Origin of the sequence: Streptomyces sp. Ru72, assembly GCF_002920635.1 — a bacterium.
Taxonomy (GTDB): Bacteria; Actinomycetota; Actinomycetes; order Streptomycetales; family Streptomycetaceae; genus Streptomyces.
Window position 1 is genome coordinate 15,705 of sequence record NZ_PQSR01000046.1, and the last position, 19,782, is coordinate 35,486.

Here is a 19,782-nt window from a genome sequence, read left to right on the forward strand (position 1 = left end):
GGAACCTCAGGAACACCGATCGATGGGAGCGCTCGTGGAAGCGGACCGGGAGTACTGGCGCGGCGTGCTGACCGCCGGTGGTTTCACCGCGGTACCCCGCTGGGTGCGGGAGCCGGTGGCGGGTGCGGCCGAGCAGGAGACGGTACTGCCGGACGACATCGCCGCAGCGGTGCGCGGGCTGGCGGACGTGCTGCGGGTGCCGGTGAGTTCGGTGCTGCTGGCCGCGCACGCCAAGGTGCTGGCCGCGCTGTCGGGTGAGCGTGAGGTGGTGACGGGCTACGCCACCGGGGCTGCGGGCGGGCCGCTGCCGTGCCGTGTGACGGTCGCCCCCGGATCGTGGCGCGAACTGGTGCTCGGCGCTCACCGCGTCGAGGCCGAGGTGCTGGCCCACGGTGACTTCCCGTGGGACGCGCTGCGCCGGGAGCTGGGGCTCTCCGAGCCGTCGTACGAGGTCGTGTTCGACCCCACGGGTGCCGGGCACGGTCCGGCCGACGACGCGGTGCTGGGCGTGGGCTTCAGTGACCGGGGCGGGCGGGCGGTGGTGCGGGTGCGGTACCGCACGGACGTCCTGGACGCCGAGTGCGCGGCCCGGATCGGCGGCTACCACCTGACCGCGCTGCGGCTGATCGCGGCCGACCCGGACGCCGGGCACGCGCGGCAGAGTCTGCTGTCGGCTGAGGAGATGCTGTTCCAGCTGGAAGGACTGGCCGGACCGCACCGGGCCCTGCCCGACATTCGGGCGCACGAGCTGTTCGAGCAGCGGGTACGGGCCCACCCGCAGGCGGTGGCCGCGGTGCACGGCGACCGCCAGTGGACGTACGCGGAGCTGAACGCGCGCGCGAACCGGCTGGCACGGGCCCTCCTGGCCCGTGGGCTCGGCCGGGAGGACGTCGTGGCGGTGGTCACCGAACGCGATCTTGACTGGCTGGCGTCGGTGTTGGCGGTGTTCAAGGCCGGAGGCGTCTACCTGCCCATCGAGCCGCACTTCCCGGCGGGCCGTATCGGCACGACGTTGTCGCGTGCCGGCTGCCGGCTGGTGCTCACCGAGTCCGGCAGCACCCACACCCTCGACCAGGCGCTCGCCACACTGTCGGGAGTGGAGAAGCTGCTGGTCGAGACGGCGTACGCGGAGGAGCACGCCGAGGACGACCTCGGCGTCAAGGTGAGCGCCGGCCAGCTCGCGTACATCTACTTCACCTCCGGCTCCACCGGCGAGCCCAAGGGGGCGATGTGCGAGCACGCGGGCATGCTCAACCACCTCCACGCCAAGATCGAGGATTTGGGGGTCGGCCAGGGGCGGGTGGTGGCGCAGACGGCCCCGCAGTGCTTCGACATCTCGCTGTGGCAGCTGCTGTCCGCGCTGCTGGTCGGCGGGCGGACGCTGCTGGTCGAGCAGGACGTCGTCGTGGACGTGGAGCGGTTCGTCGACACCCTGGTCCGCGGCCGGGTCGCGGTGGTCCAGGTCGTGCCCTCCTATCTGGAGGTGGTGGTCTCGTATCTGGAGCGGCATCCGCGCGAACTGCCCGACCTGACATGTGTGTCGGTGACCGGCGAGGCCCTGAAACGTGAGCTGGTCCAGCGCTGGTTCGCGATCCAGCCGGGAATCAAACTGCTCAACGCCTACGGGCTGACCGAGACCTCGGACGACACCAACCACGAGGTCCTTCACCGGGTGCCCGAACGGGTGCTGCTCGGGCGTCCCGTCAGCAACGTGCGCGTCTACGTCGTCGACGAGCATCTGTCGCTGGTGCCGCTGGGCGCCCCCGGAGTGATCGCGTTCTCCGGGGTGTGCGTGGGGCGGGGGTACGTCAACGATCCCGAGCGGACCGGCCAGGCGTACCTACGGGATCCGTACCGCCCCGGCGAGCGCCTCTACCTCGGAGGTGACTGGGGGCGCTGGCATCCCGACGGCAAGCTGGAGTTCCTGGGCCGCCGGGACAACCAGGTCAAGATCCGCGGTTTCCGCATCGAGATCGGCGAGATCGAGAACACGCTGCTGCGAGTGCCCGGAGTGCGCGACGGAGCCGTGGTCACCGCCGAACTGGCCGGTGGCAGCACGCACCTGATCGCCTTCTACACCGGCCGGCGCCAGAAGCCGGAGGCGCTGCGCGAGGCGCTGGGCGCCGTACTGCCCGCCTACATGGTCCCGACGGCGTTCCACTGGCAGGAGAGCCTGCCGCTGACCGCCAACGGCAAGATCGACCGGAAGGCCCTGACCGCGCTCGCCGAGCGGACCGAGCCGGCCGCGGACGCCGACCGGGCCGGGGAGGAGGACCGTGCCCCGCGCACCCCGACCGAGCGGAAGCTGGCGGCGACCTGGGCAGAACTGCTGGGCGTCCCAGAGCACCGGGTCGGCCGGCAGGACCACTTCTTCGACTCCGGCGGCACCTCCCTGTCTGCGGTCAGGCTCACCATCGCCCTGGACCGCGCGGTGTCCCTGAAGGACATCACCCGGCACCCGGTGCTCGCCGACCTCGCCGCCCTCCTCGACGGCGCCGCCCCCCAGCGCCCGGAGCTGCTGCAGCCGCTGTCGCAGCCGGACGGTGTGCCGCGATGCGCCCTTGTCTGCTTCCCGTACGCGGGCGGCAACGCGGTCAACTTCCGTCCGATGGCCGCTGCCCTGGCGGACGGCGGGCCCGCGGTGTACGCCGTCGAACTGCCCGGTCACGACCTGGCCGCCACCAGTGAGCCGTTCGCGCCGATCGCCCAGGTGGCCGAGCAGGTCGTCGCCGAGCTCGCCGGGCATGGCCTGCACAGGGTCATGGTGTGGGGCCACTCCTCGGGCACCGCACCGGCGCTGGAGACGGCGAGGAGACTGCGGGAGCGCGGAGTGGACGTGCCGCGGGTGTTCCTCGGTGCCCAACTGCTCGGGACCGCGGCCGAGCGGCGCGCCGCCGTCACCGAGCTGACGGGGCGGAGCAACGCGGAGATCGCCGCGCGGCTGAGCGCGGACAGCGGCTACACGGAACTGGGTGAGCTGAGCGCGCAGCACGCCGAGCACGTCGGCGCCGCCTACCGGCACGACTGCGTCTCTGCGCACCACTACTTCGCCGACGCGCTGGAATCCCCGCCCACGGTGCGGCTGTCGGCGCCCGTCACCGTGGTCGTCGCCGCGGACGATGCGAACACGGCGGACTACCGCGACCGGTTCCGCGACTGGCAGCTGCTGGCCGAACACGTGGAGCTGTGCGAACTGCCCGACGGCGGCCACTACTTCCCGCGCACCCGCCCGGACGCAGCGGCAGGCGCCGTCCTGGGCGCGATCGAACTGCTGTCCTCCTCATAGGCCGCTGTCTCTCTGTCAGCTCCCCCCTGCCATCAGCCCCTGCTTCTCCGTCAGCCTCCGTACGGGGGCAACCGAAAGGAAGAACAGCGATGTCGTCATCGTCCCTGGCCTCACTGCCCGAAGTGGCACTGCAGCCGGGCAAACCGCCGATCCTGCGCGTCGAGGCCCCCGGTGACGCGGTGAGCTGGGCGGCCGAGAACCGGGAAGCGCTGCGCGCGCGGGTCGCCGAGCACGGCGCACTCCTCGTCCGCGGTCTGGGGCTGAAGGAGACGGAGCGGGTCGGCGCCGTCTTCACCGCACTCGCCGGGGAGCTGATGACGGAGCGGGAGGCCTTCGCGCCCCGGCAGACCCACGGCGCCCGGCTGTACTCCTCCGCGACCTGGCCGGCCAACCAGCCGATGTGCATGCACCACGAGCTGAGCTACACCCTCCAGTGCCCCGGCCTGATGCTGTTCGCGTGCCTGACCGCGCCCGATCAGGGCGGGGCGACCGCGGTGGCCGACGCGGAAGAGGTGCTGCGGGCGCTGCCCGCCGAGGTCAGCGAGCGGTTCGAGCGCGAGGGCTGGCTGCTCACCCGCAGCTACAACGACGAGATCGGGGCGTCGCTGACGGAGTCGTTCGGCACCGACGACCGGACCGCCATCGAACGTTACTGCCGGGAGAACGCCATCGACACCGACTGGCTGCCCGACGGCTCGCTGCGCACCCGGCAGCGGCGCGCCGCCGTGGTGCGGCACCCCATCACCGGACGGCGCTGCTGGTTCAACCAGATCGCCTTCCTCAACGAATGGACGCTCGCGCCGGAGGTGCGCGAGTACCTGGTGGACGAGTACGGGGAGGACGGCCTGCCGTTCAACACCCGCTTCGGAGACGGCAGTCCCATCGGAGAGGACATCGTCGGCCTGCTGAACACCACCTACGAGCAGCACACGCGTCGCGAGCCCTGGCAGGCGGGCGACGTGATGCTGGTCGACAACATCCGCACCGCACACAGCAGGGAGGCCTACACCGGGGACCGCCAGGTGCTGGTCGCCATGGCCGAGCCGCGCCGCCTGGCCGACTGCTGCCCGAGCCCGGAGGTGACCCGGCGATGACCGTACTGTCGTCCCCCGCCGCCCAGCCCACGCCCGACCACACGGCAGCGCCCAGCTTCGCGGTGATCCCCGGCGCGCAGGTGCGGCAGGCACTCGACGGGCACGAACGGCAGATCGTGGACCTGGTCGAGGCCACCTACCGGCTGCACGGCGCCGGGGACTCGGTCAATCCCCCGTCGTACTTCCTGCGCTTCCCCGACCGCCCGTCCTCCCGGATCATCGCACTGCCGGCCTCCATCGGCGGACCGAACCGTGTGGACGGCATGAAGTGGATCTCCAGCTTCCCGGCCAACGTCTCCTCCGGACTGCCCCGGGCCTCCGCGGTGCTCATCCTCAACGACCACGAGACCGGCTACCCGTTCGCCTGCCTGGAGAGTTCCATCATCAGTGCCACCAGGACCGCGGCGTCCGCGGCGCTGGCGGCCGACCGGCTCAGCCGCGGCCGATCCCGCCCGAGGCGGGTCGGCTTCTTCGGCACCGGCCTGATCGCCCGCTACATCCACACCTTCCTGGCGGGCACCGGCTGGAGCTTCGAGACGATCGGTCTGCACGACCTGTCCGCCGACAGCACGGCCGGCTTCCGCGGTTACCTGGAGCAGGCGGACGCCACCGGCGAGGTCACGGTCCACGACAGCGCCGAGGCCCTGATCCGCTCGAGCGACCTGGTCGTCTTCGCCACCGTCGCCGCCAAGCCGCACGTCACCGACCCGGCCTGGTTCTCACACCACCCCCTGGTCCTGCACGTGTCCCTGCGCGACCTCGCCCCCGAGGTCCTGCTCGCGTCCGCCAACGTCGTCGATGACGTCGAGCACTGTCTGAAAGCCGACACCTCACCCCATCTGACCGAGCAGCTCACGGGCGGCCGCGACTTCCTGGACGGCACCCTCGACGACGTCATGACCGGACGGGTGACCCTGCCGGACGACCGGACGGTGATCTTCTCGCCGTTCGGACTCGGCGTCCTCGACCTCGCCGTCGGCAAGTACGTCTACGACGAAGTGGCGCGCTCCGGACACCTCCACCTCATCGACCACTTCTTCCACGATCTGCGCCGCTACGGCTGAAGGCATCCCTCAGCCCTGGCATCAGGAGGCCACCGTGCCTGTCATCTCCGCTCCCCATGCCTTCAACGAGAGCCAGCTGTACGTCGACCTGCGGTCGATCTTCGGCCGCCCCCTCTATCTGAAGTGCGAGGGCTTCAACTTCGCCGGTTCGATCAAGTTGAAGGCCGCGACCGAGATGGTCGAGGCCGCCGAGAGGGACGGCCTCCTGACGCCGGACTCGGTACTGGTCGAGTCCTCGTCGGGGAACCTGGGAGTGGCGCTCAGCATGATCGCCGCGAGCAAGGGCTACCGGTTTCTGTGTGTGACGGACTCCCGTTGCAACCTGTCGACCAGGCTGCTGATGGAGGCCCTGGGCAGCAAGGTGCACATCATCTCCGACCTGGACGCCAACGGCGGGTTCCTCGGCGCGCGGATCGAGTACGTCCGCGCGCTGTGCGACACCGACGACCGGTACGTGTGGCTCAGCCAGTACACCAACCCGGGCAACTGGCGCGCGCACTACCGCAAGACGGCTCCGGAGATCGCGTCCCAGTTCCCGCGCCTTGACGTGCTGTTCGTCGGGGCGGGCACCACCGGGACGCTGATGGGCTGCGCGCGCTACTTCCGCCAGTGGCACCGGCCGGTGCACATCGTCGCGGTGGACGCCGTGGGATCGGTGGCCTTCGGCGGTGAGCCGGGCCGCCGGATGATCCCCGGCCTCGGCATGAGCATGCGCCCGCCGCTGCTCGACGAGTCGTACGTCGACGAGGTGATCCGCGTCGAGGAGGCGGACACCATCCGTGCCTGCCACCGGCTGGCACGGCGCGGGTTCCTGTTCGGCGGCTCCACCGGGACAGTGGTCAGCGGTGCCATGGACTGGCTGTCCCGGCACGACACCCGGGACCTCACCGCGGTCGCCATCGCGCCGGACCTCGGCGAGCGCTATCTCGACACCATCTACCAGGCCAACTGGCTGCACGACCTGTATGGGGAACACATACTCGGCTCGGAGGAGATGGCGACCGGTTCCGGCAAGAGACCGGAGACGATGACGCGGACGACGGGCCGCCGGCCGAAGCCGTAGCACGACACGTCAGCGGCGCCCGCCGTCCCGGCGGGTCGCCGGCGCCGCTGACGATCCGGGGGTGTCGCGCAGCCCCCTGAGGGTGGACGGAGAGGCCCCGGGGCCGGTGCTCAGCCGGAGGTGCCGACGCCCACCGGTTCCCGCGTCCGCAGGTGGTAGACGCGGAAGGCCCGCCCGATGACCGGCTGGGCGACATTGCGCACCTTGACACCGCCGGTGGTCATGCCGTGCTCCGTCCCGGCGTGCGCGTGTCCGTGCACCGCGAGGTCCGCGCCGGCCGTGTCGATCGCCTCGGCCAGCAGATAGGTCCCGAGGAACGGGTAGATCTCCAGGGGTTCGCCGGCCAGCGTCTCCGGCACGGGCGAATAGTGGGTGAGGGCGATCCGGGCGTCGCAGCCCTGTCCGTCCAGCTCCTCCAGCGCCTTGCGCAGGGCGTCGGCCGAGCGGCGCGAGGTCCGCACGAACTCCTTCATCAACCGCTCGCCGAACTCCCCGGCGCTGCGGCCCACGAATCCGCCGCAGAACCCCTTGGTGCCGGCCACGCCGACGCGCGAGCCCCCGGCCTCCACGACGGTTCCCTCTCCCTCGAGGACCCGCACCCCGGCGTCCCGGAGGATGGCGGTGACCTCGTCCGGACGCTCGTCGTGGTGGTCGTGGTTGCCGAGCACCGCCACGACCGGGACGCCGAGGTCCTGGACCTCCCGGGCCACCACGCGGGCCTCCTCCGGCGTGCCGTGGCGGGTGAGGTCCCCGGCCAGCAGCAGCAGGTCTGCGCACTCGGGCAGGGACTCGAACGCCGGCCGCAGCACTCCCTGGCTGTCGGCTCCCATGTGGATGTCCCCGACGGCTGCCACGCGGATCATGTGAGCTCCTCCGCATGGTCCGGGGACGAGGTGTCCGCGACGACGATGTCGTAGTGGACCGGGATGCCGGCCAGTTCCTCGCGGACCATGCCGAGGATTTCGTCACGGCACTGGGCGGAGGCGACCGTGCCCGTCAGCAGCACCGCCTCGCCGCGCACCTCGACCCGGACCCCCAGCTCACCGGGGTGCCCCCCGGCCAGGTGCTCCAGGAGGTGGGCGACGCGGTACTCCGTGTTCAGAGCGGGTGCGGCACCGGATGGTGCCTGCTCTCCGCCGTGCTGGGTCATGGTGCCTCCTTGCGCGGGGCGATGACGTTCAGGCGTTCGAGGAGGAAGAAGAAGGCTGCGGGCATGGGTTCGTCGCCGCAGTCCTGCCGCACCCGCTCCCAGTCGACCTTCTCGCGCAGCGCGCGGGCGACGGGCAGCACCGCGCCGAAGTCGCAGTGGTGCTCGGAGAAGGCGGCGATCAGACTCCACAGCAGGTCTGTGGGGGACAGCACGGGCATGCGCACCGAGGCGACGGAGAGCTCCTGTGCCCGGGAGAGCATGTCCGTGGTGACGGGCCGGTGCGCCAGCTCGAAGATGACGTCGATGTCCTGGTCGAAGCACTTGGCCTTGAGCAGCCAGTCCTCCGGCGGCCGGTAGACGGTCAGACCCGCTTCGCTCAGCGTGTCCGCCACCGCTTCGGCGTCCTCGGGCCGCACGCAGAAGTCGGCGTCGTGCTGCAGGTTCTGGCTGCCGCCGTGGGCGTAGACGGCCACGCTCCCGGCCAGCGCGAACGTGTGCCCCTTGCTCTTGAGCACGGCGCCGACCCGTTTGGTCGCCTCGAGGATCGCCTGGTGACGGTCGTGCGGCAGTTGCCGCTCCCCCGGCTCCGGGCCGGACCGTTCGGAATTCGTCGTCGCCGGACGCAGTTCACGCACCTCCGATCGCCGGGCAGGGGTCGCTCGATCCCCGTGCTGTGTCATGGCCACTCCATTGCTGTCCCGGGCATGCCCGGGGCCGTCGCTCCCGGGCAGCCCTCCGTGCCCGTCTGAGTACCCGGTCCTCCCTTCTCGACACAGAGGCGTCGGCGCCACCCCCGCGGAGCCCCGGGCCGGAGGGTCACAGCCGGACGACGACCAGGGCGATGTCGTCGCGGGCTCCCCCGGCCACGCCCAACCGGGCCAGCAGGGCGTCGGCAAGGCGCTCCGGGCTGAGGGAGCACTGGCGGCACAGGACGTCCTTCAAGCGGTTCAGGCCCGCTTCGATGCTCTGGTCGCGGCGTTCGATCAGCCCGTCGGTGTAGAGAACGAGCGTGTCACCGGGGAGGTAGGTCTGGCCGGCCTGCGGCCGGGGCACGTGCTGGGGGCGGGCGCCCAGCGGTGGGTCGGTGGCCCGGTCCAGCAACTCGCAGGAGCCGTCCTGATGGACCAGAACCGGCGGCGGGTGACCGGCGCTGCTGTAGATGAGCAGCTGACTGCGGGGCTCCACCATCACCTTGACGGCGGTGGTGTTGAGCGCGCCCTCGACGGAGCGGGAGTACAGGCCCAGCACCTCCAGGGCCTGGGCGGGCCGCTCCAGGGCGCGGGTGGCCGCGCTGAGCGCGCTGCGGAGCATGCCCATGACGGCGGCGGCCTCCAGGCCGTGGCCGACGACGTCGCCGACGGCCACCGCGAAGCGGTCGTCGGGCAGGTCGACCAGGTCGTACCAGTCACCGCACACGTTCAGCGATCCGGTGGCGGGCAGATAGCGCACGGCGACGTTCTCGTGGTGGGCGAGGTCGGGGGACTGGAGCATGGCCTCCTGCAAGGTGAGGGCCACCACACGCTCCCGCCGGTGCGCCTGGCGCAGCTCCTCGTTCAGCCGTTGCAGCTCGCGCGCCCGCGCGTACAGCTCGGCCTCGAGGGCCTCGCGCTCGCTCAGCTTGTTCGACAGTCGCCACTCGCCCGTGCCGTGGGTCTGGACGTACGCGGTCACGTCCTCCACCCGGTGGATGATCGAGCCCACGCTGCCGTCCGGGCGCAGGGTCGGCGTGTTGATCGGGGACCACCACCGCTCCTCGAAGACCCCGGGCCGGCCCATGATGGGGATGTCGTACTTCTGCAGCGCCATGGTGTCGGGCTGCCTGGTGACCAGGACCCGGTGCAGCGAGGCGTTCAGGTTCCGCACCCCGTCGGCGGCGGGGTCGTCCGGGTTGTCGGGGAAGGCGTCGAAGATGTGCCGTCCGATCAGGTCCTCGCGGGTCCGCCTGGTCGCGTCCAGGTACGCCTGGTTGACCTCCACGATGACCAGGTCGGTTCCCAGCACCAGGTAGGGGCTCGGTGTGGCGGCGAACAGGGCCGCGTAGTCGATGTCCGGCATCGTCACCGTCTCCCTTCCCGCCCCTCCCCTGGTGCCCGCCCCTTCACGCTACGGTCATGGCGGGCCGGACGCCCACCGCGCCCGGTCCCGGCCCCGCCCCCTGGAGCCTCTCCGGTCTCCTAGGCCACGGCTTCCGCCGCGGTGTCCGGCCGGGTCTGTGCCGCTGTCTGCGTCCGCGTCCCGGTCCGCGGCTCCAGCGGCGGCACCGTCTTCTCGAACTGGGTCCGGTACAGCTCGGTGTACCGGCCGCCCGCGGCGAGGAGCTCCTCGTGCGTGCCCCGCTCCACGATCCGCCCGGCCTCGACCACGAGGATCAGGTCGGCGGCCCGCACCGTGGACAGGCGGTGGGCGATGACGACGGCGGTGCGGCCCTCGAGCGCCTCCGTCAGGGCCTCCTGGACCGCCGCCTCCGAGGTGTTGTCCAGGTGGGCGGTGGCCTCGTCGAGGATGACGACGCGCTGCCGGGCCAGCAGCAGGCGCGCGATCGTCAGACGCTGGCGCTCGCCGCCGGAGAGGCGGTAGCCGCGCTCGCCGACGACGGTGTCGAGACCGTCGGGCAGGGAGCGTACGAGATCCTCTAGGCGGGCCCGGCGCAGCACGTCCCACAGCTCCTCCTCGGTGGCGTCCGGGAGGGCCAGCAGCAGGTTGGCGCGGACCGTGTCGTGGAACAGGTGGCCGTCCTGCGTGACCATGCCGAGGGTCGCGCGCAGCGAAGCGGCGCTGAGGTCGCGGACGTCCACACCGCCGACGCGGACGGCGCCCTCGTCCACGTCGTAGAGCCGGGGCAGCAGGGCGGCGATGGTGGACTTGCCGGCGCCGGAGGAGCCGACGAGGGCGACGGTCTGCCCGGGTTCGGCGCGGAAGGAGACGCCGTGCAGGACGTCGGCGCCGCCGCGCGTGTCGAGGGTCGCCACCTCCTCCAGGGAGGCGAGGGAGACCTTGTCGGCAGCCGGGTAGGCGAACCGGACGCCCTCGAACTCCACCGCCACCGGTCCGTCGGGGACCTCGCGGGCGTCCGGCTTGTCCTCGATGAGCGGCTTGAGGTCCAGCACCTCGAAGACGCGCTCGAAGCTGACGAGGGCGCTCATGACCTCGACGCGCGCCCCGGCGAGAGAGGTGAGCGGCGCGTAGAGCCTGGTGAGGAGCAGGGCGAGGGAGACGACCGCCCCCGCCTGAAGGGAACCGCGCAGGGCGAACCAGCCGCCGAGGCCGTAGACGAGGGCCAGTGCCAGGGCCGAGACGAGGGTGAGCGCGGTGATGAACGCGGACTGCGCCATCGCCGTACGCACCCCGATGTCCCGCACGCGCCGGGCCCGCGCCGCGAACTCGGCGGACTCCTCCGCGGGCCGCCCGAAGAGCTTCACCAGCGTGGCACCCGGCGCGGAGAACCGCTCGGTCATCCGGGTGCCCATGGCCGCGTTCAGGCCCGCGGCCTCCCGCTGCAACCGGGCCATGCGGCGGCCCGTCCGCCGGGCCGGGACCACGAAGACCGGCAGCAGCACCAGCGCCAGCAGGGTTATCTGCCAGGACAGCGTCAGCATCACGGCGAGCGTGAGCAGCAGCGTGACCACGTTGCCGACGACCCCGGACAGCGTGTTGCTGAAGGCCCGCTGGGCGCCGATGACGTCGTTGTTGAGACGACTGACGAGCGCTCCCGTACGCGTACGTGTGAAGAACGCGACCGGCATGCGCTGCACATGATCGAACACAGCCGTCCGCAGATCGAGGATGAGCCCCTCGCCGAGCGTGGCCGAAAGCCAGCGGCCGAGGATCCCGAGCGCCGCCTCGGCGAGCGCTATGAGGGCGATGAGTGTCGACAGCCGTACGACCGTGCCGCGATCGCCGTGCGACACGATCGCGTCGACGACGCGGCCGGCGAGCACGGGCGTGGCGACGGCGAGCAGTGCGGTCAGCACACTCACCACCACGAACTGCGCGATGCGGCGCCGGTGCGGGCGGGCGAAGGCGCCGATGCGGCGCAGCGTGGCGCGGGCGAAGGGGCGGCGGTCCGCTTGCGCGGTCATGACGCTGTGCAGCTGCTGCCAGGCGGTGGTCTCCATGCTCATGGGAATGACGTTAGAACCTCGAGCTTCGTTGAGGTCAATGAACGGGGCACGGGCTCTTCCGCACCTTGCCCGGCGTGTCAGCCGCCGTCCTCGCGCACGCAACCTCCTGTTGGTGCGGTGCGGAGAACCTCTGCCGGTGTGACTGTCCTGCGTCTCCCTCAGGGACTTCCCGGACGTGTTCCGGTCCGCCAGGTGCTCTGCCTGCTTCCGCTCGTCCTTGTGACCGTGGTCGCGGTGCGGCACCGCTCGGTGCTCGCGGAGGGCCTCGGCCATCTTCGGGCTGCCGAGTGGCCGTGGCTGGTGGCCGCCGCCGGCGCCACCTGTCTGACGTGGGTCGCGGCGGCCCTCACCCGGCAGGGCGCGGTGGTGCAGCGCCTGCCCCTGCGACGGCTGCTCGCCACCCAGTTCGCGGCGGGCGCCGCCAACCACCTGCTGCCCACGGGGCTGGGCGCCGGAGCGGTCAACCTGCGGTTCATGACGGTGTGCGGGGTGCCGCTCGCCCGCTCCTCCGCGGCGCTCGCGCTGTACCTGCTCGCCGAGTCGGTCACCCGGGTCGGCCTGCTGCTGGTGCTGCTGGCCGCCTTCCCGGACGCCCTCCACCTCGGCGGTCTCGTGCCCGCCTCGGCGACCGGGCCGCTCCTGCTCGCGGCGGCCGGGGTGGTGGGCGTGACGGTGGCGGTGCTGCTGCTGGTGCGAAGGGTGCGGACGGCGGCGTGGTCCTTCCTTCGTACCGCGCTGTGCGAGGCCCGCTCCGTGCACACCCGTCCTGCCCGGGCCCTCGCCCTGTGGGGCGGCTCGCTGGCCTTTCCCGCACTGCAGGCGGCCGGGCTCGCCGCGGTGGGGCGGGCACTGTCGCTCCCGGTGGCGCCCGTGCACATGGCGGTGGCGTATCTGGCGGCGACGGTCGCGGTCGCCGTGGTGCCCACCCCGGGCGGCATCGGCTCCGTGGAGGCGGCCCTGGTCGTGGCCCTGGTCGCGGCGGGCGGTCCGGTGGCCGTGGCGACGGCGGTGGTTCTGGCGTACCGGATCATCACGGTGTGGCTGCCGCTGCTGCCGGGGGCGCTGACGCTGGGGGCGCTGGTGCGGCTGAGGGTGATCTGACCGGGGGACGGGGCCGGACTCGGGTGATTCGACCGGGGACGGGGCCGACCCCGGGTGATCCCACCAAGGGACGCCGGCAGTACCTGGGAGTAACCTCGGGAGCCCCTCTCCCACCCTCCCAAGAGCCGTCCGAAAGGGGCAGCCGATGCCGGTCCGCGTCGAACGTCAGGGGCACGTCTTCACGGTCGTGTTGTCCCGCCCCGAGGTCCGCAACGCGGTGGACGGGCCGACGGCCACCGAACTGGCCGTCGCCTTCCGGGAGTTCGAGACGGACGAGATGGCGCGGGTGGCGGTGCTGTGGGGAGAGGGCGGGACGTTCTGCTCGGGCGCCGATCTGAAGGCGGTCGGCACCGGGCGCGGCAACCGGGTGGCCGAGGACGGCGACGGTCCGATGGGCCCGACCCGGCTGCGACTCTCCAAGCCGGTGATCGCGGCGGTCGCGGGGCACGCCGTGGCCGGAGGTCTCGAACTGGCGCTCTGGTGCGACCTGCGGGTGGCCGAGGAGGACGCGGTGTTCGGGGTGTTCTGCCGCCGCTGGGGCGTGCCGCTCATCGACGGCGGGACGGTCCGGCTGCCGCGGCTGATCGGCACCGGCCGGGCTATGGACATGATCCTCACCGGCCGTCCGGTGCCGGCCCGGGAGGCACGGGAGATGGGGCTCGCCAACCGGGTCGTTCCGACCGGGCGGGCTCGCATCGAGGCGGAGGAACTCGCTGCCGCGATCGCCCGTTTCCCCCAGGCCTGCCTGCGCGGCGACCGGGCCTCGGTGCTCGATCAGGAGGGGCTGGACGAGCGGGCGGCCCTGCGTACCGAACTCCGGCACGGCATGGACGTACTGGCCCAGGGACTTGAGGGCACGGCGCGGTTCGCGGCGGGCGCGGGGCGGCACGGTTCGTTCTCGGACATGTGACCACCGCGCGCACCCCGCGACGCCAATGGCCGCTTCCCGACGTCCCGGTGAGGGGACGTCACCGGGATGCGGCAGGATGAATCCTCACTCCGGACAGCGAACACCTGTCCGGACACGATCGTGCAATCCGTGATTCGAGCAGGTGGCAAGGTGACGATTCATCACTTCCGGCCCCGGGGCCTTTCCTCTCCTGCGGGAGGTGACCGGTGAACCGCGCCGTGACCCTGGACGACCTCGTCATCGGCGGGATCGCCCTGGCCGCGGGCTTCCTGGCGGCGTTCCTGTCGCGCACGCTGCTGCGCTGGCTGGCCAAGCACGCCAAGCGCACCCGCTGGAGCGGCGACGACGTGATCGTGGACGCGCTGCGCACGGTGGTTCCGTGGGCGGCGATCGCGGGCGGCGCGGCGGCCGCGGCCGCGGTGCTGCCGCTGACGCGGACGGTCCAGCATCACGTGAACCAGATTCTGACCGTGCTGCTGATCTTCGTGGTCACCCTCTCCGCGGCAAGGGTGGTCGCGGGCCTGGTGCGGACGGTCACGCAGTCCCGTTCCGGAGTCGCCGGATCCGCCACGATCTTCGTCAACATCACGCGCATCCTGGTCCTGGCCATCGGCTTCCTGGTGGTGCTGCAGACCCTGGGCATCTCCATCGCGCCACTGCTCACGGCCCTGGGTGTCGGCGGTCTGGCCGTCGCGCTCGCCCTGCAGGACACCCTGGCGAACCTCTTCGCCGGTGTCCACATCCTCGCCTCGAAGACCGTCCAGCCCGGCGACTACATCCGGCTGAGCAGCGGCGAGGAGGGTTATGTGGTGGACATCAACTGGCGGCAGACGACCGTACGCCAGCTCTCGAACAACCTGGTCGTGATCCCCAACGGTCAGCTCGCCAAGACCAACATGACCAACTACACCCGCCCCGAGCAGCAGCTGACCGTGCTCGTCCAGGTCGGCGTCGCCTACGACAGTGATCTGGAGCACGTCGAGAAGGTCACCACCGAGGTCGTCGCCGAGGTGATGACGGAGATCACCGGAGCGGTCCCGGAGCATGAGCCGGCCGTCCGCTTCCACACCTTCGGCGACTCCCGGATCGGCTTCACGGTGATCCTGGGCGTCGGCGAGTTCAGCGACCAGTACCGGATCAAGCACGAGTTCATCAAGCGCCTGCACAAGCGGTACCGGGCCGAGGGCATCCGCATTCCGGCGCCGACGCGGACGGTGGCGCTCCAGCATGGCTCGGCGGTCATCCCCTCGCAGCGCAGCGGCGAGGACAGGGTGTCGGAGGCCGGTTAGCCCCGGCTCGGCCGGAGTCGGGGAGCCGGCGGATCTATGCTCGAGGGAGCATGATGTCCTCGCCAGACCCCGACCCCCCGACTCCGGCTCCGGCGGCCCCCTCGCTCGACCAGAAGCTGGACGCCGTCGCGCGCCATCCGTTCCGCGCGAAGTTCCACCTGCGCGGGCGCGATCTGGCCACCGCCCGGCTCAAGGGCCCCTCCACGATCCGGTGGCACGCCTACGACCTCGTCGCCAGGCGTCTGGCGCCGGCCGAACCGTACAAGGACGGCAAGCAGACGCCCTACCGGGGCCACCCGGTCTTCGTCGCCCAGCACGCGACCGCGACCTGCTGCCGTACCTGCCTGAAGCGCTGGCACGGGATCCCCAAGGGGCGGGAACTGAACCGCGCGGAGCACGCCTATGTGGTGGACGTGATCTGCCGGTGGATCGAGCGCGAGGTCGCAGCAGCGTCCTGATCGGACATCGGGGGCGTCCGTGGCGCAGGCCACTGTCGAGCAGTGTCCGCGTACGAGATATCTTGATGTCGAGCAATGTTGCAGACGTGGAGCGGAGCACCCGGTGACTGACTCGACCATCATCTACACGCACACTGACGAGGCCCCGGCCCTGGCGACGTATTCCTTCCTGCCGGTGGTCAAGGCCTACGCCGGGAAGGCGGGCGTCGCCGTCGAGACCCGCGACATCTCGCTGGCCGGGCGCATCCTCGCGGTCTTCCCGGAGTACCTGAACGAGGACCAGCGGATCAACGACGACCTCACGGAGCTCGGCGAGCTGGCCAAGACCCCCGCGGCCAACATCATCAAGCTGCCGAACATCTCGGCGTCCGTGCCGCAGCTGAAGGCGGCCATCGCCGAGCTGCGGGGCAAGGGCTACGCGCTGCCGGAGTACCCGGACGAGCCGAAGACCGACGAGGAGCGGGAGATCCGCGCCCGTTACGACAAGGTCAAGGGCTCCGCCGTGAACCCGGTCCTGCGCGAGGGCAACTCCGACCGCCGGGCCCCCGCCTCGGTCAAGAACTACGCCAAGTCCCACCCGCACCGCATGGGCGCTTGGACCTCCGAGTCCAAGACGAACGTGGCGACCATGGGCGTGGACGACTTCCGCTCCACGGAGAAGTCCGTGGTGATCTCCGAGGCCGGTTCGCTGCGCATCGAGCTGAAGGGCGACGACGGCTCGACCACCGTGCTGCGCGAGTCGGTGCCGGTCCTCGAGGGCGAGGTCGTCGACGCCTCCGTGATGCGCGTCGCCGCGCTGCGCGAGTTCCTCACGGCGCAGGTCGCCAAGGCCAAGGAGGAGGGCGTCCTGTTCTCCGTGCACCTGAAGGCCACGATGATGAAGGTCTCCGACCCGATCGTCTTCGGTCACGTGGTGCGCGCCTTCTTCCCGAAGACGTTCGCGAAGTACGGCGAGACGTTCGCCGCGGCCGGTCTGACCCCGAACGACGGTCTGGGCGGCATCTTCAAGGGCCTCGAGGCGCTGCCGAACGGCGACGAGATCAAGGCCTCCTTCGACGCCGAGCTCGCCGAGGGCCCGGAGCTGGCCATGGTCGACTCCGACAAGGGCATCACCAACCTGCACGTCCCCTCCGACGTGATCGTCGACGCCTCCATGCCGGCCATGATCCGCACCTCCGGCCACATGTGGGGCCCGGACGGCCAGGAGCACGACACCCTCGCGGTGCTGCCGGACTCCAGCTACGCGGGGGTCTACCAGGCCGTCATCGAGGACTGCCGCGCCAACGGCGCCTACGACCCGGCCACCATGGGCTCGGTTCCGAACGTCGGCCTCATGGCGCAGAAGGCCGAGGAGTACGGCAGCCACGACAAGACCTTCGAGATCCCGACCACGGGCACGGTCCGCCTGGTCGACGGCAACGGCAACGTGGTCATCGAGCAGACCGTCTCCGCCGGTGACATCTTCCGCGCCTGCCAGACCAAGGACGCCCCGGTCAAGGACTGGGTCAAGCTGGCCGTCACCCGCGCCCGCGCCACCGGCGACCCGGCCGTCTTCTGGCTGGACGAGACCCGCGCCCACGACGCGAACCTGATCGCCAAGGTCGAGCAGTACCTGTCCGAGCACGACACCGAGGGCCTGGACATCAAGATCCTCTCTCCGGTCGAGGCGACGAAGCTGTCCGTGGAGCGGATCCGCCGCGGCGAGAACACCATCTCCGTCACCGGCAACGTGCTGCGCGACTACCTGACCGACCTGTTCCCCATCCTGGAGCTGGGCACCAGCGCCAAGATGCTGTCTGTCGTCCCCCTCATGGCGGGCGGCGGCCTGTTCGAGACGGGCGCCGGCGGCTCCGCCCCGAAGCACGTCCAGCAGCTGGTCAAGGAGAACTACCTGCGCTGGGACTCCCTGGGTGAGTTCTTCGCCCTGGTGCCGTCCCTCGAGCAGTACGCGAAGGTCACGGGCAACGCCCGTGCCCAGGTGCTGGCCGACGCCCTCGACCGCGCCACGGCGACCTTCCTCAACGAGGACAAGTCCCCGACCCGCCGCGTCGGCGGCATCGACAACCGCGGCAGCCACTTCTACCTGTCCCTGTACTGGGCGCAGGAGCTGGCCCGGCAGACCGACGACGCGGACCTCGCCAAGGCGTTCGCCCCGCTCGCCGAGACGCTCGCCGCGAACGAGCAGAAGATCGTCGATGAGCTGATCGCCGTCCAGGGCAAGCCGGCCGACATCGGCGGCTACTACCAGCCCGACCCGGCGAAGGCCGCCGAGGTCATGCGCCCGTCGGCGACCTGGAACGAGGCGCTGGCCTCGCTCGCGTAGGACGCCGGCCCCCTCCGCGTGACAGCCGCCCCGGCCGGATCCGATCCGGCCGGGGCGGTCCCGCATGGTTCGGCCGACCAGCCGTTGTCAGTACCGGGGCCCGACGTGGTCGATGCAGGCATGGTCCGGAGAGGGCGAGGCGAGCTGTGATCAACGGGTATGTCATCGGCGAAAGTCTGCGCACCGGTGCGGTGTTCGAGCCGGAGGGCCTGCGCATCCGCAGGATCAGCCGCATAGACGTCTCGCAGAGCGCGCGGGGCGGGCAGCCGTCCACCTGGACCTTCGTCGAGTTCGAGACGGACGACTCCCGTGCGACCGCCCTCGCTCAGGCCCTGGCTCAGGCGCTGGAGCCGGACATGGGCTGGTACTCGGACTTCGTGGTCGGGGACGACCGGGTGGTCGTCTTCGCCGGGAAGGTGTTCCGCTGTCGGCGCGGCGATGCCCAGGGCCGCGCCGAAGCGGTGGCGTACGGACGGAGCGTGGGCACTCCCGAGGACCAGCTCGACTGGAAGGAGTGACCCGCCGGCGGCACGCTTACGATGCCGCTCGCTCCCTGGGCGCCCCGGTGTCCGGGTGGGTGAGGCCCAGGTGGTCGCGCAGGGTCGTGCCCTCGTAGTCGGTGCGGAAGACGCCCTGCTCCTGCAGGAGCGGGACGACCTTGTCGGCGAACGGGTCCAGACCGCCAGGGGTGATGTGCGGGACCAGGATGAAGCCGTCGGAGGCATCGGCCTGCACGAACTCGTTGACGGTCTTCGCGACCGTGGACGGTGAGCCGACGAAGGTCTGCCGGTTTCCGGTGTGGATGACGAGGTCACGGATGGACCAGTTGTTGGCGTCGGCGAGCTCCCGCCACTCGCGGGCGGTGGCCAGCGGATCGCGGTACATGCGCACCTGGGCACGGCCGCGGGAGATGTGCTCCTCGCTCACGTTCGGCTCGATGTCGGGCAGCGGGCCGTCCGGGTCGTACGCCGACAGGTCCCGGTTCCAGACGAACTCCAGGTGCTTGATGGCCGTGGCACCGCTGACCTGTTGCCGGCGCACCTCGCGGGCCAGGTCCTCGGCCTCCGCGTCCGTGTCGCCGAGGACGAAGGTCGCAGCGGGCAGGATGAGCAAGTCGCCGTGTCCGCGCCCGTACTTGGCCAGACGGCCCTTGACGTCCGCGTAGAAGGCCTGGCCCGCGTCCAGGGTGGCGTGCCGGCTGAAGATGGCGTCGGCACTGGACGCGGCGAACTCACGGCCCTCCTCGGAGTCGCCCGCCTGGAAGACGACGGGGCGGCCCTGCGGGCTGCGCGGGACGTTGAACCGGCCGTGGATGTCGAAGTGCTTGCCCCGGTGGACGAAGGCGCCGGCCTTGGCGTCCCGCAGGAAGGTGCCGGTGGCCCGGTCGGCGAGGATCTCGTCTCCGTGCCAGGAGTCGAAGAGTTCGTTCGCGGTGGCCAGGAACTCCTGCGCCCGGGAGTAGCGCTCCTCCTGCGGCAGGAAGCCGCCGCGGCGGAAGTTCTCGCCGGTGAAGGCGTCCCAGGAGGTGACGACGTTCCACGCCGAGCGTCCGCCGGAGAGGTGGTCGAGGCTGGCGAACTGGCGGGCCACCTCATAGGGCTCGTTGAACGTGGAGTTGATGGTGCCGGTCAGGCCGAGCCGGTCGGTGACGGCGGCCAGGGCGGCGAGCACGGTGAAGGTGTCGGGGCGGCCCACGACGTCCAGGTCGTAGATCTTCCCGCCCTGTTCGCGCAGGCGCAGGCCCTCGGCCAGGAACAGGAAGTCGAACTTGGCCCGCTCGGCGGTACGCGCGAAGTGGGCGAAGGAGCTGAACTCGATGTGGCTGCCGGCCTCCGGGTCGCTCCACACGGTGGTGTTGTTGACGCCCGGGAAGTGGGCGGCCAGATGGATCTGCTTCAGCGGCTTGCTCATGGTCTGCGGTCC

The 19,782-nt window shown here is 71.3% G+C and carries 16 protein-coding genes; 10 read left to right on the top strand and 6 right to left on the bottom strand.

Going from position 1 to position 19,782, the window contains the following annotated elements; translation table 11 throughout:
* Positions 1-22: 22 nt before the first annotated feature.
* The 4 genes from C3488_RS21370 to sbnA all read left to right on the top strand — a co-directional run bounded on the left by C3488_RS21370 (position 23) and on the right by sbnA (position 6,507).
* Positions 23-3,286 (top strand): amino acid adenylation domain-containing protein, encoded by a 3,264-nt coding sequence (locus C3488_RS21370; protein ID WP_103841758.1) that lies wholly within the window; start codon positions 23-25, stop codon positions 3,284-3,286.
* A gap of 89 nt (positions 3,287-3,375) precedes the next feature.
* On the top strand, positions 3,376-4,380 hold the full coding sequence (locus tag C3488_RS21375) for a TauD/TfdA family dioxygenase (RefSeq protein WP_103841760.1): 1,005 nt from the start codon (positions 3,376-3,378) through the stop codon (positions 4,378-4,380).
* On the top strand, positions 4,377-5,444 hold the full coding sequence (gene sbnB, locus C3488_RS21380) for a 2,3-diaminopropionate biosynthesis protein SbnB (protein ID WP_103841762.1): 1,068 nt from the start codon (positions 4,377-4,379) through the stop codon (positions 5,442-5,444). Before C3488_RS21375 ends, sbnB begins: the two co-directional genes overlap by 4 nt.
* 34 nt (positions 5,445-5,478) lie before the next feature.
* Positions 5,479-6,507, top strand: coding sequence for a 2,3-diaminopropionate biosynthesis protein SbnA (gene sbnA, locus C3488_RS21385; RefSeq protein ID WP_103841764.1), 1,029 nt, complete (start codon positions 5,479-5,481; stop codon positions 6,505-6,507).
* A gap of 110 nt (positions 6,508-6,617) precedes the next feature.
* Here the strand turns inward: sbnA and C3488_RS21390 are convergent, their stop codons facing one another.
* The 5 genes from C3488_RS21390 to C3488_RS21410 all read right to left on the bottom strand — a co-directional run bounded on the left by C3488_RS21390 (position 6,618) and on the right by C3488_RS21410 (position 11,772).
* Positions 6,618-7,370 carry a metallophosphoesterase gene (locus tag C3488_RS21390; protein WP_103841766.1) on the bottom strand — a complete coding sequence of 251 codons (753 nt, stop codon included), beginning with the start codon at positions 7,368-7,370 and terminating at the stop codon, positions 6,618-6,620.
* Positions 7,367-7,657, bottom strand: a complete 291-nt coding sequence (locus C3488_RS21395; RefSeq protein ID WP_103841768.1) for a BON domain-containing protein — start codon at positions 7,655-7,657, stop codon at positions 7,367-7,369. Before C3488_RS21395 ends, C3488_RS21390 begins: the two co-directional genes overlap by 4 nt.
* On the bottom strand, positions 7,654-8,337 hold the full coding sequence (locus C3488_RS21400) for a nucleotidyltransferase family protein (protein ID WP_103841770.1): 684 nt from the start codon (positions 8,335-8,337) through the stop codon (positions 7,654-7,656). Before C3488_RS21400 ends, C3488_RS21395 begins: the two co-directional genes overlap by 4 nt.
* Positions 8,338-8,473: 136 nt before the next feature.
* On the bottom strand, positions 8,474-9,712 hold the full coding sequence (locus C3488_RS21405) for a PP2C family protein-serine/threonine phosphatase (protein WP_103841772.1): 1,239 nt from the start codon (positions 9,710-9,712) through the stop codon (positions 8,474-8,476).
* Positions 9,713-9,831: 119 nt separating this feature from the next.
* Complete coding sequence (locus C3488_RS21410) at positions 9,832-11,772, bottom strand: ABC transporter ATP-binding protein (protein ID WP_258053563.1); 1,941 nt, start codon at positions 11,770-11,772, stop codon at positions 9,832-9,834.
* 144 nt (positions 11,773-11,916) lie between these two features.
* Between C3488_RS21410 and C3488_RS21415 the strand changes: the two genes are divergently transcribed.
* The 6 genes from C3488_RS21415 (at position 11,917) to C3488_RS21440 (ending at position 18,377) form a co-directional block, all read left to right on the top strand.
* On the top strand, positions 11,917-12,879 hold the full coding sequence (locus C3488_RS21415; protein WP_103841774.1) for a lysylphosphatidylglycerol synthase domain-containing protein: 963 nt from the start codon (positions 11,917-11,919) through the stop codon (positions 12,877-12,879).
* Between the two features lie 145 nt (positions 12,880-13,024).
* On the top strand, positions 13,025-13,789 hold the full coding sequence (locus tag C3488_RS21420; RefSeq protein ID WP_103841776.1) for a crotonase/enoyl-CoA hydratase family protein: 765 nt from the start codon (positions 13,025-13,027) through the stop codon (positions 13,787-13,789).
* Positions 13,790-13,995: 206 nt separating this feature from the next.
* Complete coding sequence (locus C3488_RS21425) at positions 13,996-15,078, top strand: mechanosensitive ion channel family protein (RefSeq protein WP_103841778.1); 1,083 nt, start codon at positions 13,996-13,998, stop codon at positions 15,076-15,078.
* Between the two features lie 50 nt (positions 15,079-15,128).
* On the top strand, positions 15,129-15,536 hold the full coding sequence (locus C3488_RS21430) for a DUF4186 domain-containing protein (RefSeq protein WP_258053562.1): 408 nt from the start codon (positions 15,129-15,131) through the stop codon (positions 15,534-15,536).
* A 103-nt stretch (positions 15,537-15,639) separates the two neighbouring features.
* The gene (locus C3488_RS21435) at positions 15,640-17,859 is read left to right on the top strand and encodes an NADP-dependent isocitrate dehydrogenase (RefSeq protein WP_103841782.1); all 2,220 of its coding nucleotides are present in this window, start codon (positions 15,640-15,642) and stop codon (positions 17,857-17,859) included.
* Positions 17,860-18,005: 146 nt separating this feature from the next.
* Positions 18,006-18,377 carry a hypothetical protein gene (locus C3488_RS21440; RefSeq protein WP_103841784.1) on the top strand — a complete coding sequence of 124 codons (372 nt, stop codon included), beginning with the start codon at positions 18,006-18,008 and terminating at the stop codon, positions 18,375-18,377.
* Positions 18,378-18,393: 16 nt separating this feature from the next.
* Here C3488_RS21440 and C3488_RS21445 read toward each other — a convergent pair whose 3' ends face one another.
* Positions 18,394-19,770: an NtaA/DmoA family FMN-dependent monooxygenase gene (locus tag C3488_RS21445; RefSeq protein WP_103841786.1), complete on the bottom strand. Its 1,377-nt coding sequence runs from the start codon at positions 19,768-19,770 to the stop codon at positions 18,394-18,396.
* Between the last annotated feature and the right edge of the window lie 12 nt (positions 19,771-19,782).

Excerpts from the sequence above, each read along its gene's own strand:
- C3488_RS21370 (WP_103841758.1), top strand. The coding sequence starts at position 23 with ATGGGAGCGCTCGTGGAAGCGGACCGGGAGTACTGGCGCGGCGTGCTG.
- C3488_RS21375 (WP_103841760.1), top strand. The coding sequence starts at position 3,376 with ATGTCGTCATCGTCCCTGGCCTCACTGCCCGAAGTGGCACTGCAGCCG.
- sbnB (WP_103841762.1), top strand. The coding sequence starts at position 4,377 with ATGACCGTACTGTCGTCCCCCGCCGCCCAGCCCACGCCCGACCACACG.
- C3488_RS21390 (WP_103841766.1), bottom strand. The coding sequence starts at position 7,370 with ATGATCCGCGTGGCAGCCGTCGGGGACATCCACATGGGAGCCGACAGC.
- C3488_RS21395 (WP_103841768.1), bottom strand. The coding sequence starts at position 7,657 with ATGACCCAGCACGGCGGAGAGCAGGCACCATCCGGTGCCGCACCCGCT.
- C3488_RS21400 (WP_103841770.1), bottom strand. The coding sequence starts at position 8,337 with ATGACACAGCACGGGGATCGAGCGACCCCTGCCCGGCGATCGGAGGTG.
- C3488_RS21405 (WP_103841772.1), bottom strand. The coding sequence starts at position 9,712 with ATGCCGGACATCGACTACGCGGCCCTGTTCGCCGCCACACCGAGCCCC.
- C3488_RS21410 (WP_258053563.1), bottom strand. The coding sequence starts at position 11,772 with ATGGAGACCACCGCCTGGCAGCAGCTGCACAGCGTCATGACCGCGCAA.
- C3488_RS21420 (WP_103841776.1), top strand. The coding sequence starts at position 13,025 with ATGCCGGTCCGCGTCGAACGTCAGGGGCACGTCTTCACGGTCGTGTTG.
- C3488_RS21430 (WP_258053562.1), top strand. The coding sequence starts at position 15,129 with ATGATGTCCTCGCCAGACCCCGACCCCCCGACTCCGGCTCCGGCGGCC.
- C3488_RS21445 (WP_103841786.1), bottom strand. The coding sequence starts at position 19,770 with ATGAGCAAGCCGCTGAAGCAGATCCATCTGGCCGCCCACTTCCCGGGC.